13 protein-coding genes and 1 pseudogene are annotated in these 14065 nt (G+C 74.0%); 10 read left to right on the top strand and 4 right to left on the bottom strand.

Features of this window, described 5'->3' with window-relative positions:
- Positions 1–751: pseudogene (locus tag JFN87_RS27005) on the top strand (hypothetical protein); the annotation flags it as partial.
- Between the two features lie 19 nt (positions 752–770).
- On the opposite strand, the gene JFN87_RS27000 reads toward JFN87_RS27005, so the two are convergent.
- Positions 771–1826, bottom strand: coding sequence for a hypothetical protein (locus JFN87_RS27000; RefSeq protein WP_209344049.1), 1056 nt, complete (start codon positions 1824–1826; stop codon positions 771–773).
- A gap of 263 nt (positions 1827–2089) precedes the next feature.
- Here JFN87_RS27000 and purN point away from each other — a divergent pair, with 263 nt between their 5' ends.
- Together purN and purH are read left to right on the top strand one after the other, a co-directional pair.
- Positions 2090–2779 (top strand): phosphoribosylglycinamide formyltransferase, encoded by a 690-nt coding sequence (gene purN, locus JFN87_RS26995; RefSeq protein WP_307865606.1) that lies wholly within the window; start codon positions 2090–2092, stop codon positions 2777–2779.
- The gene (purH, locus tag JFN87_RS26990) at positions 2776–4353 is read left to right on the top strand and encodes a bifunctional phosphoribosylaminoimidazolecarboxamide formyltransferase/IMP cyclohydrolase (protein WP_209344048.1); all 1578 of its coding nucleotides are present in this window, start codon (positions 2776–2778) and stop codon (positions 4351–4353) included. Before purN ends, purH begins: the two co-directional genes overlap by 4 nt.
- Before the next feature lie 73 nt (positions 4354–4426).
- Here the strand turns inward: purH and JFN87_RS26985 are convergent, their stop codons facing one another.
- Positions 4427–5038: a hypothetical protein gene (locus JFN87_RS26985; protein ID WP_209344046.1), complete on the bottom strand. Its 612-nt coding sequence runs from the start codon at positions 5036–5038 to the stop codon at positions 4427–4429.
- A 226-nt stretch (positions 5039–5264) separates the two neighbouring features.
- Between JFN87_RS26985 and JFN87_RS26980 the strand changes: the two genes are divergently transcribed.
- The 4 genes from JFN87_RS26980 (at position 5265) to JFN87_RS26965 (ending at position 9001) form a co-directional block, all read left to right on the top strand.
- On the top strand, positions 5265–6125 hold the full coding sequence (locus JFN87_RS26980; RefSeq protein ID WP_209344044.1) for a bifunctional methylenetetrahydrofolate dehydrogenase/methenyltetrahydrofolate cyclohydrolase: 861 nt from the start codon (positions 5265–5267) through the stop codon (positions 6123–6125).
- Positions 6122–6724: a DUF3017 domain-containing protein gene (locus JFN87_RS34425; protein ID WP_209344042.1), complete on the top strand. Its 603-nt coding sequence runs from the start codon at positions 6122–6124 to the stop codon at positions 6722–6724. The genes JFN87_RS26980 and JFN87_RS34425 overlap by 4 nt, the downstream gene beginning before the upstream one ends.
- 96 nt (positions 6725–6820) lie before the next feature.
- Positions 6821–7807, top strand: a complete 987-nt coding sequence (locus JFN87_RS26970) for a DUF2690 domain-containing protein (protein ID WP_209344040.1) — start codon at positions 6821–6823, stop codon at positions 7805–7807.
- 204 nt (positions 7808–8011) lie between these two features.
- On the top strand, positions 8012–9001 hold the full coding sequence (locus JFN87_RS26965) for a malate dehydrogenase (protein WP_209344038.1): 990 nt from the start codon (positions 8012–8014) through the stop codon (positions 8999–9001).
- A gap of 64 nt (positions 9002–9065) precedes the next feature.
- Here the strand turns inward: JFN87_RS26965 and JFN87_RS26960 are convergent, their stop codons facing one another.
- Positions 9066–9569 (bottom strand): carboxymuconolactone decarboxylase family protein, encoded by a 504-nt coding sequence (locus tag JFN87_RS26960; protein ID WP_209344036.1) that lies wholly within the window; start codon positions 9567–9569, stop codon positions 9066–9068.
- A 190-nt stretch (positions 9570–9759) separates the two neighbouring features.
- On the opposite strand from JFN87_RS26960, the gene pdxR reads away from it, so the two are divergent.
- The 3 genes from pdxR to JFN87_RS26945 all read left to right on the top strand — a co-directional run bounded on the left by pdxR (position 9760) and on the right by JFN87_RS26945 (position 12732).
- Positions 9760–11121 carry a MocR-like pyridoxine biosynthesis transcription factor PdxR gene (pdxR, locus tag JFN87_RS26955; RefSeq protein ID WP_307865607.1) on the top strand — a complete coding sequence of 454 codons (1362 nt, stop codon included), beginning with the start codon at positions 9760–9762 and terminating at the stop codon, positions 11119–11121.
- 141 nt (positions 11122–11262) lie between these two features.
- The gene (locus JFN87_RS26950) at positions 11263–11496 is read left to right on the top strand and encodes a hypothetical protein (protein ID WP_209344052.1); all 234 of its coding nucleotides are present in this window, start codon (positions 11263–11265) and stop codon (positions 11494–11496) included.
- Positions 11497–11535: 39 nt separating this feature from the next.
- On the top strand, positions 11536–12732 hold the full coding sequence (locus JFN87_RS26945) for a glutathionylspermidine synthase family protein (RefSeq protein ID WP_209344031.1): 1197 nt from the start codon (positions 11536–11538) through the stop codon (positions 12730–12732).
- A gap of 125 nt (positions 12733–12857) precedes the next feature.
- Here JFN87_RS26945 and JFN87_RS26940 read toward each other — a convergent pair whose 3' ends face one another.
- The gene (locus tag JFN87_RS26940; protein ID WP_209344051.1) at positions 12858–13784 is read right to left on the bottom strand and encodes a DMT family transporter; all 927 of its coding nucleotides are present in this window, start codon (positions 13782–13784) and stop codon (positions 12858–12860) included.
- Positions 13785–14065 lie beyond the last annotated feature (281 nt).

The raw sequence follows: 14065 nt of genomic DNA, 5'->3' as shown, positions 1-14065 counted from the left end.
GGCGGCGTTCGGCCCGGTGTGGTGGGCGGCGGGCGCCGCCGCGCTCCTGTGGACGGCCGCGCTCGCCGTCCCGTACGCGCTGGCGGTGCGCGCCTGGCGGCTGCGCGACAGCGAGCAGGCGGCGTACGCCGAGGACGTGCCGGAGCCGCGCTCGTCCACGGCGCCGGACCAGACGGACGAGGCGGACGAGCCGGCGCAGGGCCGGTGGGCGCGGCTGACGACGTGGTGGACCAGGCGCACGAAGACTGACGAGGCGGACGCCGCGACCGACGAGTCGGCGAAGCCCGCGCCCATCGCATCCGTCACGCCCATCACGCCCGTCGCATCCGTCACGCAGGCCGCGCAGCCGCCGGACGCGGAGGCCGAAACCCCGGCCCGGCGCTGGACGCGCCCCACCACCTGGTGGCGCCGGAAGGCGCGCCCACCGCACGACACCGAGGCGGGGGCCCAGGCGGGCGGCGGGGCCTACGACTTCCTGTCCGCGGACTCCTGGCACGAACGCGGCGCACGCGAGGCACGTCTGGCCGGCCTCAAGCAGGTCTCCGAGGACACGATGACCAACTTCTCGACGCCGTACACCTCCTGGCAGCCCCCCGAGTTCCGCACCCCGGAACCCACGGCCCCGGCGCCACCCTCGGCCCCGCCGGCACCCCCGACCCCGGTCTCACCAACGTCCCCGCCACCCGCACTGCCCACCGCGGACCCCGCGCCCGCCCCGGCCCCCGCCGACGGCGAAGAGGACGAGCACTGAGACGACGCGACGAGGCCCGTCAGTCGCTCAGGCCGAGGAAGGGCACCAGCGACTTCGGCAGGTGGCTGTTGCACGCCACCTGGCCCTCGTGGGTCAGGGCGTCGTGCACGCACGTGTAGTAGTCGGAGTAGACGAACTGCATCGAGTACGTCGACGCCACGATCAGCAGCGCGAGGCCCGCCGCCACCAGGCCGCTGATGGCCACCGTGTGCTGCGGCCTCGCCTGCTCCTCCGGTGACGGCGGCGGGTGGTGGACGCCGGCGGACGCGTAGGCGCGGTCCGACGTCGACGGGTACGCCTCCTGGTGCGGCGGCGGGGCGAACGGGTCGGGCCTGCGGGCCGCGGTGGAGCCCGCGCCCGCCGGCCCGGCACCCTCGCCCGCCGCGCCGTTCCCGCGGTTCTTGGCGCGCAGGCTGCTGATCGCCCAGTAGATGGCGAGCACGCCGAGCAGCAGCGCCACCTCGGGGATGCTGAACAGCGAGAAGAAGAAGGCCCACATGCCGGCGAGCAGCGCGTAGCGCGCGCGGCGCTGGTACACGTCCGTCGGGTCCCAGCGCATGCCGCGGCCGCCGCCGGGCCCGCCCGGGCCGCCGGGGCCGCCGCCCTGGCCCTGGCGCGGGTCGGGACCGTAAGGGCCCTGGCCGCCCGTGCGGCCGCCGAATCCGTCGCCCGACCTGCCGGGCTGGCTGCCGCTCCACTGGCCGCCCCACACGGGACGCTCGTCGCCCTCCCGGCCGCCGCCGTGCTCCTCGCCGCCCTCGGAGCCGCCCTGCGGCCGGTGGCGTGGGCTCCACGGCTGGTCCGGGCTGCCCTCGGGCGGCGGCGCGAACGGGTTGTCGTCGGAGCCGGAACCCGAGCCCGAGCCGCCCGACGAGCCGGAGCCGGAGCCCGAGCCGCCCGACGAGGCGGAGCCCGAGCCCGAGCCGCCCGACGTACCGGAGCCGGAGCCCGAGCCCGAGCCCGAGGAGCCGGAGGAGTCCGAGGGGCCCGTGGAAGACGAGGACTGGCGCTCCCGCAGCAGCACAGGGCCTGCGTGCTGCGGGAGGCGGAGTACCGTGCTGCGTCGGTCCTGCATCTGGTGAACGTCTTCCCCTCGGACCCGCAGTCCGGGGTCCCGTCGTCGTCATGGCCCGTCATAAGGACAGGTCTGTCCCTTGACGCTACCTCCCGGCCACGCCCCCGTCCCGTGGGGGCCGAAGGAGATGCCGGTATCGTTGCTGACGGTCGGCTCCTTCGTAGAGTTCCCCAGATCCGGGGGCACGACGCGTTCGTACGACCGTACAAAGCCCGCATCCGTCCCAGCCGGGTCGTGCACGCTCCGAGAAAGGCGCCCGTGCCGTGGCTCTCCCGCCCCCACCGCCCCCCTCAGACGGCCAGGACCGCGAGGACCGCCAAGAGCGCGAGGACCGCCCCGCACGCCTCGTCGTCCTCGCCTCCGGTTCCGGCACCAACCTCCAGGCGCTGATCGACCGGATCTCCGCCGAGGGCGGCGCCTACGGGGCTCAGATCGTCGCGGTCGGAGCCGACCGCGACGGCATCGAGGGCCTGGCACGCGCCGAGCGCGCCGGCATCCCCACGTTCGTCTGCCGGGTTCGCGACCACGCGACGCGCGACGCGTGGGACGCCGCGCTCGCCGGGGCCACCGCCGCGTACGAGCCCGACCTGGTGGTCTCCGCGGGCTTCATGAAGATCGTGGGGAAGGAGTTCCTCGCCGCGTTCGGCGGGCGCTTCGTCAACACGCACCCCGCCCTGCTGCCCAGCTTCCCCGGCGCCCACGGCGTGCGCGACGCGCTCGCGTACGGGGCGAAGGTCACGGGCTGCACCGTCCACTTCGTCGACGACGGCGTCGACACCGGCCCGATCATCGCCCAGTCAGTGGTCGAGATCCGGGACGAGGACCACGAGGACGGCGGCACCGCGCTCCATGAGCGCATCAAGGAAGTCGAGCGACGGCTGCTCGTCGATGTCGTGGGGCGTCTGGCCCGGCACGGCTACCGCATCGAGGGACGAAAGGTAACGATCCAGTGACCGCCGAAGGTACGAAGCGGCCCATCCGCCGCGCACTGGTCAGCGTCTACGACAAGACAGGCCTCGAAGAGCTCGCCAAGGGGCTGCACGAGGCGGGCGTCACGCTCGTCTCCACCGGCTCGACCGCCGCGAGGATCGGCGCCGCGGGTGTGCCCGTCACCAAGGTCGAGGAGCTGACCGGCTTCCCCGAGTGCCTCGACGGCCGGGTCAAGACGCTGCACCCGCGCGTCCACGCGGGCATCCTCGCCGACCAGCGCCTCGAAGCGCACCGGCAGCAGCTCGCCGACCTCGACATCGAGCCGTTCGAGCTGGTCGTCTCGAACCTCTACCCGTTCCGTGAGACGGTCGAGTCCGGTGCCACGCCCGACGAGTGCGTCGAGCAGATCGACATCGGCGGCCCCTCGATGGTGCGCGCCGCCGCCAAGAACCACCCGTCCGTCGCGATCGTCACGAGCCCCGCGCGGTACGCGGACGTGCTCGACGCCGCGCGCGGCGGCGGCTTCGACCTCGCGGCGCGCAAGCGGCTCGCCGCCGAGGCGTTCCAGCACACCGCGGCGTACGACGTGGCCGTCGCGACCTGGTTCGCGGGTGACTACACGGCCACCGGCGAGGCTGCCGACGACAGCGGCTTCCCGGAGTTCCTCGGCGCCACCTACGAGCGCTCGAACGTCCTGCGCTACGGCGAGAACCCGCACCAGCCCGCCGCGCTCTACCGCACCCCGGGCGCCGCGGGCCTCGCGGGCGCCGGGCAGCTGCACGGCAAGGAGATGTCGTACAACAACTACACGGACACGGATGCCGCGCGCCGTGCCGCGTACGACCACGCCGAGCCGTGCGTCGCGATCATCAAGCACGCCAACCCGTGCGGCATCGCCATCGCCGACGACGTCGCCGAGGCGCACCGCAGGGCGCACGCGTGCGACCCGCTGTCCGCGTTCGGCGGCGTCATCGCCGTCAACCGTCCGGTGACGGTCGCGATGGCGGAGCAGGTCGCGGAGATCTTCACCGAGGTCATCGTCGCCCCGGCCTACGAGGACGGCGCGGTCGAGGCGCTGTCGCGCAAGAAGAACATCCGCGTGCTGCGCTGCCCCGAGGCGCCCGCGCACACGCACGAGGTCAAGCCGATCGACGGCGGAGTGCTGCTCCAGGCCACCGACCGGCTCCAGGCCGAGGGCGACGACCCGGCCCACTGGACGCTCGCGACGGGCGAGGCCCTGTCCGACGCGGACCTGCGCGAGCTGGCGTTCGCGTGGAAGGCGTGCCGCGCGGTGAAGTCCAACGCGATCCTGCTGGCGAAGGACGGCGCGTCCGTCGGCGTCGGCATGGGCCAGGTCAACCGCGTCGACTCCGCGAAGCTCGCGGTGGAGCGGGCGGGCGAGGAGCGTGCGCGCGGCTCGTTCGCCGCGTCGGACGCGTTCTTCCCGTTCCCGGACGGTCTTGAGGTCCTGCTGGAGGCCGGCGTGCGTGCGGTCGTGCAGCCGGGCGGCTCCGTGCGCGACGAGCTGTCGATCGAGGCGGCGAAGAAGGCCGGCGCGACGATGTACTTCACGGGCACGCGCCACTTCTTCCACTGAGCCGCGCCCATCAGGAACGGCGACGGCCGGGCCCCTCGCTCGAGGGGCCCGGCCGTCGCCGTTCGCGTCCGGATCAGGCGCGGCGGCGGTTGAACCAGGCGGCGCCGTCGGACTTCGCCACGAACACGATCACCAGGATCGACAGCACCAGGTGCACGATGCCCAGGACGGTGAACGGGTAGAGCGCCAGGATGGCGGTGAGCACACCGACCACGATCAGGGTGACGCGCAGGCCGTTGCCGCCGTTCTTGACCTTGACGGCGAGCACGGCCAGCAGCACGCACCACACCAGTGCGAGGACGGCTATGCCGATCACCATGGACGTGCTCTTGTCCATCAGGCTGGTGAGCTGGGAGTCACTCGTGTGGTCCTTGGCACCGTTGATGGCGACACCGGCGACGATGAAGATGAGGCCGCCGATCAGGCACAGGCCCGACATGATCCACAGCATCACGCGCGCGGCCTTCACCCCTCCCGGCATCTCGGTCATCGTGTTGGCGCCGGGGTAGCCGCCGTTGTACGCCTGGACGGGCGGGGCCTGCGGGTAGCCGTAGCCGGGCTGTCCCTGGGCCGGGCCCTGCGGCGGGCCCGCGGGATAGCCGTAGCCGGGCTGCTGGCCCTGGGCCGGGCCCTGCGGCTGGCCCTGGGGCTGCCCGTACGGGCTGTTCGGCTCGCCGAAGCTCATGGACGATTCCTCCGTGATGGTGCGGGGACGAGCGGTCCGCGCGGAGGAAGCATGACGAACTGAGCGGACGCCCCCCTGCACTGCCGCGGTTCTACCGGGACATCGTCGTGGCGCGATATGTACCTTGTCCAGTCGCTTCGCGTCGCCGTTGTGCAAGCGCAACGTGCCCGGAGCAGCGGAGGGGCCGAATTGGAACCCGGGCGGGGTCATCCGCGAGGATGGGGGTATGAGCGCCCAGATTCTCGACGGCAAGGCCACTGCGGCCGCGATCAAGTCCGATCTGACCGCCCGCGTGGCGGCCCTCAAGGAGCGGGGCGTGACGCCCGGCCTCGGCACGCTCCTCGTCGGCGACGACCCCGGCAGCCGCTGGTACGTCAACGGCAAGCACCGCGACTGCGCGCAGGTCGGCATGGCGTCGATCCAGCGCGAACTGCCCGCCTCCGCCACGCAGGAGGAGATCGAGGCCGTCGTGCGGGAACTCAACGACGACCCCGCGTGCACCGGCTACATCGTGCAACTGCCGCTCCCCAAGGGCGTCGACACCAACCGCGTGCTGGAACTCATCGATCCGGCCAAGGACGCCGACGGGCTGCACCCCACCAACCTCGGCCGCCTGGTGCTGAACGAGACGGGCCCGCTGCCCTGCACGCCGAACGGCATCGTCACCCTGCTGCGCCACCACGGCGTCGAGATCAACGGCGCGCACGTCGTCGTCGTGGGGCGTGGCATCACCGTCGGCCGGTCGATCCCGCTGCTGCTGACGCGCAAGTCCGAGAACGCCACCGTCACGCAGTGCCACACCGGCACGCGTGACCTCGCGGCGCAGCTCAAGCAGGCCGACATCATCGTGGCAGCGGCGGGCGTGCCCGGCATCGTCAAGCCCGAGTACGTGAAGCCGGGCGCGGCCGTGCTCGATGTCGGCGTGAGCCGCGACGAGAACGGCAAGATTGTCGGCGACGTGCACCCCGGCGTGGCCGAGGTGGCCGGCTGGCTCTCGCCCAACCCGGGCGGTGTCGGCCCGATGACGCGTGCCGAGCTGCTGGTCAACGTCGTCGAGGCGGCCGAGCGCGCGGTGGGCGCGGCGTGAGCGAGGACGCGCCGGCGCCTGGCCGCCCCGCTGCCGTCGAGCCGGCCCCCGCCCCCGCCCCCGCGTCCGGGGAGGAGCGGGACGCGGGCGAGTCCGGCGATGGGGCCGAGGGCAGCGGCGCGGGCGGCGCGGGAGAGGCCGCGCCGGAGAGCCGGGACGAGGAGCCGGCCCGGCTGCACGGCGCCACCGCCGTCGGGCCCGCGGAGGGACCGACGGATTCGCCCGGCACCAGGGACTTCCCGCCGCCCGAGGGCGCCGGGCGCGCCGCGTCGGGCGACGCGCCCGCGCCCGTCAGGCAGTGGCCGCTGGTCAGCGTGCTCGTGGTGGCCGCGTTCGGGCTGCTGACGGTCGGCGTGCACCCCTTCGAGGCCGCCTTCCGGGTGGGGACGATCATGGTCGGCGCCGCGCTGGTGGGCGGGGCGGTGCTCCGCAGGACCGTGTCGTCGGTCGGCATGCTCGCCGTGCGGTCGCGCTTCACCGACATGGTCACGTACGGCCTGCTCGGCGTCGCGATCATCCTGTTCGCGCTGATGATCCAGCCCAGGCCGCTGCTGGACATCCCGTTCCTGCAGAGCGTGGTCCACTCGACCGTGCCGTAGGCCGGAGCCTTCGCGCCCGTCGCGACCCGGTGTGATCGCCCGGCAACGGTGGGACACTTGCCCGGGCGCCGTGAGTGCGCCCGGGGAGGGGAACGGATGGCGCGCCGTGGCACGGATCCAGCGGGTGAACTCGCCGACCGCATACGGGAGCTGATCGACCGCAGCGGCCTCAGCCTCGACGCGGTGGCGGCGAGGACCGGCCGCGGCCGTCACGAGTGGGACGCGTACGTACGCGGCCTGCGCAGGCCCTCGCGCGAGGCGACGGCGGCACTCGCCGAGGCGCTCGGCACGCAGAGGGACCCCCTGCTCCAACTCTGGGACCGCGCCGAGTCGCACGCGCCCGCCTCCGTGACGGGGGAGGGCGGTCGGCCGGCCCCGTCACGGCGCGGCACCGGGCACCCGCACGCCCCGCGTCACTCCCGGCCCGGTGGGCGCCCGCACGGCGACCGGCGGCCGCGGCACGCGCGTACCGGCACGCTCGTCGCCACCGCCGTCGGCGTCGCCCTGGTCGTGCTCGCCGTCGTGCTGCTGACCGGCCTCGGCGGCGGTGACGGGCATACTGCGGCGGCCGGTTCGCGTACGTCACCGGCCGCCCCCGGCGGCCACGGCGGTTCGGGCCGCTCGGGCGGCAAGGCGGCGGCGCCCGCACCCGCACCCACGGCCACCGACCCGGCCGCCACCGCCTCGCCCTCACCCTCCGCCTCGGCGTCCGCGTCCGCCGGCCCGTCGCTCCCCGGCGGCGTCCGGTGCGCCCCCGGGGCCTGCGCCGGCGAGGACCCGGAGGCCACGGGATGCGCGGGCGGTAACGCATCGACCCTCGCCGCCGCCCGGGTCGGCGGCGCCTACGTCGAGGTCAGGTACAGCGCCACCTGCCGCGCCGCATGGGCGCGCGTCACCGGCGCCCCGTCCGGCGCGACATTGCGGATCACCCCGGGCGGCAGCCCCGTCGCCGCGGGCGCGGAAGCGGACGCGGGCGCCGGCGTCGGCACGTACACCCCGATGGTCGCCGCCGCGGACCCGCACGGCCTCCGCGCCTGCCTCACCCCCGCCCACGGGCCCCGCGGCTGCGCGAGCGCGCGGTGAGCCACGCCACCCGGGGGCGCAGGTGTCCGAGGGCGCCGGTCGGATAGCCTGGCCGCTGGATTTCTCTTCACATCAAGATTCGGAAGGTTCCGGCCGCGATCCGGACCGGTGGCCGCTCCGGTGGGTGTGGGGAGCCGTCCCGCACACCAGGGGGCCCGCACACCAGGGCGGTACCCCACCGTCAGCTTGCTATCGGAGACCGCCATGACCCGCACTCCCGTGAATGTCACCGTCACCGGCGCGGCCGGCCAGATCGGCTACGCGCTGCTGTTCCGCATCGCTTCCGGCCAACTCCTCGGCGCGGACGTGCCGGTCAGCCTGCGGCTCCTGGAGATCCCGCAGGGTCTCAAGGCCGCCGAGGGCACCGCGATGGAGCTCGACGACAGCGCCTTCCCGCTGCTCCGCGGCATCGAGATCACCGACGACGCGAACAAGGCGTTCGACGGCGCGAACGTGGCCCTGCTCGTCGGCGCGCGCCCCCGCACGAAGGGCATGGAGCGCGGCGACCTGCTGGAGGCCAACGGCGGCATCTTCAAGCCGCAGGGCAAGGCCATCAACGACCACGCGGCCGACGACATCAAGGTCCTCGTCGTGGGCAACCCGGCCAACACCAACGCCCTCATCGCCCGCGCCGCCGCGCCCGACGTACCGGCCGGCCGCTTCACCGCGATGACGCGCCTCGACCACAACCGCGCGCTGACGCAGCTCGCGCAGAAGACCGGCACGTCGGTCGCCGACATCAAGCGCCTGACCATCTGGGGCAACCACTCCGCCACCCAGTACCCCGACATCTTCCACGCGGAGATCGCCGGCAAGAACGCCGCGGAGACCGTGAACGACGAGGCATGGCTCGCCGACACGTTCATCCCGACCGTCGCCAAGCGCGGCGCCGCGATCATCGAGGCGCGCGGCGCGTCCTCGGCCGCGTCCGCCGCCAACGCCGCGATCGACCACGTCCACACCTGGGTCACCGGCACCGCCGAGGGCGACTGGACGTCCATGGGTGTCGTCTCGGACGGCTCGTACGGCGTCCCGGAGGGCCTGATCTCCTCGTTCCCCGTCACCACGAAGAACGGCACGTACGAGATCGTCCAGGGCCTGGACATCAACGAGTTCTCGCGCTCGCGCATCGACGCGTCCGTCAAGGAGCTCACGGAGGAGCGCGACGCCGTCCGCGCGCTTGGCCTGATCTGACGGTACTGACTCAGCCAAACGCCGGAACTCCCCGCACGAAGCGGGGAGTTCCGGCGTTTCCGCGTCAGTGGTGGTGCCCGGCGGGCGTGTAGTGGCCGGGTGCCATCCGCGTGGTGACGCTGAAGCGGTTCCACGAGTTGATCACGGTGATCGCCGAGATCAGGTGCGCCAGCTCCGTCTCGTCGAACTGCTTGGCCGCCTTCTCGTACACGTCGTCCGGCACGAAGCCGTCCGTCAGGACCGTGACCGCCTCGGTCAGCTCGATCGCGGCGATCTCCCGCTCCGTGTAGAAGTGCCGCGACTCCTCCCAGGCGCTGAGCTGGACGACCCGCTCGACCGACTCGCCCGCGGCGAACGCGTCCTTGGTGTGCATGTCGAGGCAGAACGCGCAGTGGTTGATCTGCGAGGCGCGGATCTTGACCAGTTCGAGGATCGTCGGGTCGACGCCCTGCCTGGCCGCCGCGTCCAGCCGGACCATGGCCTTGTAGACGTCGGGGGCGAGCTTCGCCATGTCGAGCCGCGGGGTGTGCTCCTGGATGCGCTGGTCATTGCGTTCGTTGGCTGTCATGCCGTCCACGGTAGGCAGCCAGTGGCACAGGTGTATGGTCCATTCCCGTGGTGGAACGGTGGGCCAATCCGGCAGACGGCACGGCGGCGGCGCGGTGAGCCGGCAGGCGGGCGCGTCATCCGGGCTCGGTGCCGACCTGCACCTCGACGACCTGGAGCTTCGCGCCGGGCACGGCCTGCGCGCCTCGCTCATGGAGGCGCTGCGCGAAGCCGTACGCAGCGGACGCCTCGCGCCCGGCACCCGGCTGCCCTCCTCCCGCGTCCTCGCCGCCGACCTGTCCGTCGCGCGCAACACCGTCGCCGACGCCTACGCGGAACTCGCGGCCGAGGGCTGGCTCACCTCACGGCAGGGCTCCGGCACGCGCGTCGCCCGCCGCACGGCGCCCCGCAGGGCCGTGGGCGAACCGCTGCCCGGGCCCTCGCCGTCGGCGCCAGGGCCCGTGCGCGGCGCCAACGCCCGCTACGACCTGCTGCCCGGCAGCCCCACGCTCGCGGCCTTCCCGCGCGCGCAGTGGCTCGCGGCGGCCCGGCGCGCCGTGACCGCGGCGCCGAACGACGCCTTCGGGTACGGGGACCCGCGCGGACGGATCGAGCTGCGCACCGCGCTCGCCGGTTACCTCGCACGCGCCCGCGGGGTGCGCGTGGACCCGGACCGCGTCATCGTGTGCGCGGGCTTCGTCCACGGCCTCCGGCTGATCGGCTCCGTGCTCGGCGCGCGGGGCGTGCGTACGGTCGCCGTCGAGGCGTACGGGGTCCCGCAGTACCGGTCGCTGCTGACGGACGCGGGGCTGCACACGCCCGGCCTGCCGCTCGACGGGGACGGCACCGTCACCTCCGCGCTGCCCGGCGTGCGCGGCGCGGGCGCCGTCCTGCTCACGCCCGCCCACCAGTTCCCCACCGGGGTGCCCCTGACCCCGCGGCGCCGCGCGGCCGTCGTGGACTGGGCGCGCGGCACCGGCGGGCTGGTCCTCGAGGACGACTACGACGGCGAGTTCCGCTACGACCGGCAGCCGGTGGGCGCGCTCCAGAGCCTCGACCCCGAACGCGTCGTGTACTTCGGCACGGCGAGCAAGTCGCTCGCGCCAGGACTGCGCATCGGCTGGATGGTGGTGCCGCGCGCGATGGTCGCGGAGGTGGTCGCCGCCAAGGGCCACTCGGACTGGGCGCCCGGCGCGATCGGCCAGTTGACCCTCGCCGAGTTCATCGCGTCGGGGGCGTACGACCGGCATGTGCGCGCGATGCGGCTGCGCTACCGCCGCCGCCGTGACCAGCTCGTCGACGCGATCGCGGAGCGCGCGCCGGGAATCCGGGTCACCGGCATCGCGGCCGGCCTGCACGCGGTGCTCGAACTCCCGCCGGGCACCGAGGAGTCGGTGACCTCGGCGGCCGCCTGGCAGGGCCTCGCTGTGGACGGGCTGCGCTCCTACGTCCACGAGGACGCGGCCGGCCTGCCGGGCGTGCGGAAGCGTGCGGCGCTGGTGGTCGGCTACGGGACGCCGCCGGACAGCGCGTGGCACGGCGCGCTCGACGCACTGTGCCGCGTCCTGCCCTGACTTGGGCGCTGCGCGGCTGGTGGCGTTCCGCACGTACGTACTACGGTGGTTGGCACGCTGTTGACGTGAAGAAGGACAACAAGGGGGTGGCGCGTGACCACGCGCCGGAAGTTGAGGTCGAGCGCTGTCGTGCTCGGGGGAATGGGACTGCTCGCGACCACGCTCGTGGCGTGCGGCAACGATCCCGACAAGCGCTGTGTCGACCCGACGACGCACAAGCTGCTGCCCGACAGCAGGTGCAAGGGCCACGGCGACGGCCGCTACTACTACGGCGGGACGGTCACCAAGGGACGTGTCTCGGGCGGCGGGTTCAGTAAGTCGGCCGTCCACCGGGGCGGGTTCGGCGGCAGCCGCAAGGGTTCGAGCGGTGGCTGACGGCGGCGCGCGCATCGGGGCCGCCGCACGGAGCTGCCGGTGAGGCGCCACACGATCGAACCGCGCCCCGACTGGCAGCGCATCGTCGAGGCGCAGGGCGTGATCTACCCGCTCACCCGCTACCCGGACGACTCGCTGCGGCCGTACTGGGACGAGAGCGCGTACTACTCCTTCACACTGCCCGAGGTCGAGGCGCTTGAGGAGGTCGTCGAGGAACTCCACACGATGTGCCTCGCCGCGGCCGAACACATCGTGGCCGAGGACCGGTTCGCCGACCTCGGCATCACCGACCGCCGACTCGCCGACGCGGTCGCGGACTCCTGGCGCCGCAGGGACGAACTCCCCTCGATATACGGGCGGTTCGACCTGCGCTACGACGGGGCCGGCGGCCCGGCCAAGATGCTGGAGTACAACGCCGACACGCCCACGTCACTGGTCGAGGCGGCGAGCGCGCAGTGGTTCTGGATGGAGGAGCGCTTCCCGGGCGCCGACCAGTGGAACTCCCTGCACGAGCGGCTCGTCGACGCGTGGAAGAAGCAGGCGGCCCTGCTGCCGCCCGGCCCGCTGCACTTCGTCCACAGCGAGCTCGACGAGCTGGGCGAGGACCTGATGACGGTCGCCTACCTGCGCGAGACGGCCGAACAGGCCGGACTCCACACGGAGGCCCTGTCGGTCGAGTCGATCGGCTGGGACGACATCGCGGGCCGGTTCGTCGACGACAAGCTCCGCTTCATCCGCGGCTGCTTCAAGCTCTACCCGTGGGAGTGGCTGGCCACCGACGAGTTCGGGCCGCACGTGCTCGCCACGCTGGACAACGGCGGCGGCACGGGCACCACGTGCTGGATCGAGCCGGCCTGGAAGATGCTGCTGTCCAACAAGGCGCTGCTGGCGATCCTGTGGGAGCTGTACCCGGGCCACCCGAACCTGCTCCCGTCCTACCTGGACGGCCCGCGCGAGCTCGCCGCGAACGGCCCGGGCTACGTCTCGAAGCCGCTGCTCGGCCGCGAGGGCGACGGCGTCATGATCCACGGCATCCACGGCCCGGGCGAGTCCGCGCCGGTACGGGACGAGCGCTGCTGCTACCAGGAGCTGTCGGCGCTGCCGGACTTCGACGGCAACCGCGTCGTACTCGGCGCGTGGGTGGTCGAGGACGAGGCGGCGGGCCTGAGCATCAGGGAGTCGTCGGGGCTCGTGACGGACGAGTACGCGCGGTTCGTACCGCATGTGATCCGCTGACGCCTGGTGCGTGGCCCGGCGCGAAGCGGCCGGTCCCCGCACCACGTGCCGCGCCGGGCGGCGCGGACCGCCCGGGAGTCACGGCACCGCTTGCGGCCGCGGCCGCCGTGGTGGGCCGTCCGGTGTCATCCTGTGGCGCCGGGCGCCCCGGGTGCCCCGGGTGCCTCCACGGCTCCCGCCGCACTGCCGGGTGTGACGTTGCCCGCCACGTCCGCAGCTGCCGCGGCGGCGTCCGGGGCCTCGCCGAAGCGGGCCAGCAGCAGCGCCCCCGCCACCGCGACGGCGAAGCCCAGCACCGCCAGCCAGCCGAGGCCCGGCCGCGTACGGTCGCCCAGCCAGATGACGCCCACGAGCGCGGGGCCGACGGTCTCGCCCACCACCATGCCCGCCGTCGCGGTCGTCACGGAACCGCGCTGGAGCGCGGACGTGAGCAGCAGGAACGCGGCGCCGCCCGCCGCGAGCAGCGCGTACAGCGCGGGGTTCGTCCAGAAGCGGCCCGACGCGAGGTCCAGCGAGTCGATGAGGCGCACCGCCACCTCGACGACGCCGAATCCGACACCCGACCCGAGGCCGAGCACGAGCGCTCTGGCCCGGCCCGGCAGCCGCCCGCCGACGACGCCCACGAGCAGCACGAACGCGGCGACGGCGAGCATGGCCCAGCGCAGCGTGGACGAGCCCGCCGTGTTGCCCTCGGGCCCCGACGCGAGGCCGAGCATGGCGAGCCCGCAGCAGACGACCGCGACGGCGGTCCACTCGGTACGGCTCAGCCGCACCGACAGCAGCCGCGCGGCCACCACCGCCGTCACGGCGAGGCTCGCGGCGAGGGCCGCGCCGACGACGTAGATGGGCAGCGAGCGCAGCGCGACGATCTGGAGCGCGAACCCGCCCGCGTCGAGCAGGAGCCCCAGCAGGTAGCGCCACTGCCGCGCGGCGCGCAGGAAGAGCGCCGCGTCGACTCCGGAGCCGCTGCCGGGCGCGGTGCTGCGCGTGGCGACGGCCTGGAGTACGGCCGCGGTACCGAAACAGACGGCGGCGCCGAGCGCGCAGAGCATCCCAGGAAGCACGATCCGAACAGTAACCCGCCCAAGTGAACCCACCTCCCGCCACACCCGCCGCCCCGATGCCGCGCTCGCGCCGGCATGCCGCCGAGCGCGCCGCCCGCCGCCCCTCGGGTTGCGTCCCGCTCGCAGGCGACCACCGGGGTGCCGGCGGCGAACCCGACGAACGCCCGCCAGGCGTCGGCACGGGTGGTGAGGCCGGGACGGCTCGTGTCCTTGGAGTCCCGTACGTGGACGCTGTGCACGGCGTCGGCCACCTCGACGCACTGGCCGCC

Source organism: Streptomyces montanisoli (assembly GCF_017813245.1).
Taxonomy (GTDB): domain Bacteria; phylum Actinomycetota; class Actinomycetes; order Streptomycetales; family Streptomycetaceae; genus Streptomyces; species Streptomyces montanisoli.
The sequence above is the reverse complement of the archived record's forward strand: the minus strand, read 5'-3'. Positions and strand labels throughout refer to the sequence as shown.

What these genes read in the sequence shown, in the direction of transcription:
- JFN87_RS27000 (WP_209344049.1), bottom strand. Translation starts at nt 1,826, where the DNA reads ATGCAGGACCGACGCAGCACGGTACTCCGCCTCCCGCAGCACGCAGGC.
- JFN87_RS26985 (WP_209344046.1), bottom strand. Translation starts at nt 5,038, where the DNA reads ATGAGCTTCGGCGAGCCGAACAGCCCGTACGGGCAGCCCCAGGGCCAG.
- JFN87_RS26980 (WP_209344044.1), top strand. Translation starts at nt 5,265, where the DNA reads ATGAGCGCCCAGATTCTCGACGGCAAGGCCACTGCGGCCGCGATCAAG.
- JFN87_RS26970 (WP_209344040.1), top strand. Translation starts at nt 6,821, where the DNA reads ATGGCGCGCCGTGGCACGGATCCAGCGGGTGAACTCGCCGACCGCATA.
- JFN87_RS26965 (WP_209344038.1), top strand. Translation starts at nt 8,012, where the DNA reads ATGACCCGCACTCCCGTGAATGTCACCGTCACCGGCGCGGCCGGCCAG.
- JFN87_RS26960 (WP_209344036.1), bottom strand. Translation starts at nt 9,569, where the DNA reads ATGACAGCCAACGAACGCAATGACCAGCGCATCCAGGAGCACACCCCG.
- pdxR (WP_307865607.1), top strand. Translation starts at nt 9,760, where the DNA reads ATGGAGGCGCTGCGCGAAGCCGTACGCAGCGGACGCCTCGCGCCCGGC.
- JFN87_RS26950 (WP_209344052.1), top strand. Translation starts at nt 11,263, where the DNA reads ATGGGACTGCTCGCGACCACGCTCGTGGCGTGCGGCAACGATCCCGAC.
- JFN87_RS26940 (WP_209344051.1), bottom strand. Translation starts at nt 13,784, where the DNA reads ATGCTCTGCGCGCTCGGCGCCGCCGTCTGTTTCGGTACCGCGGCCGTA.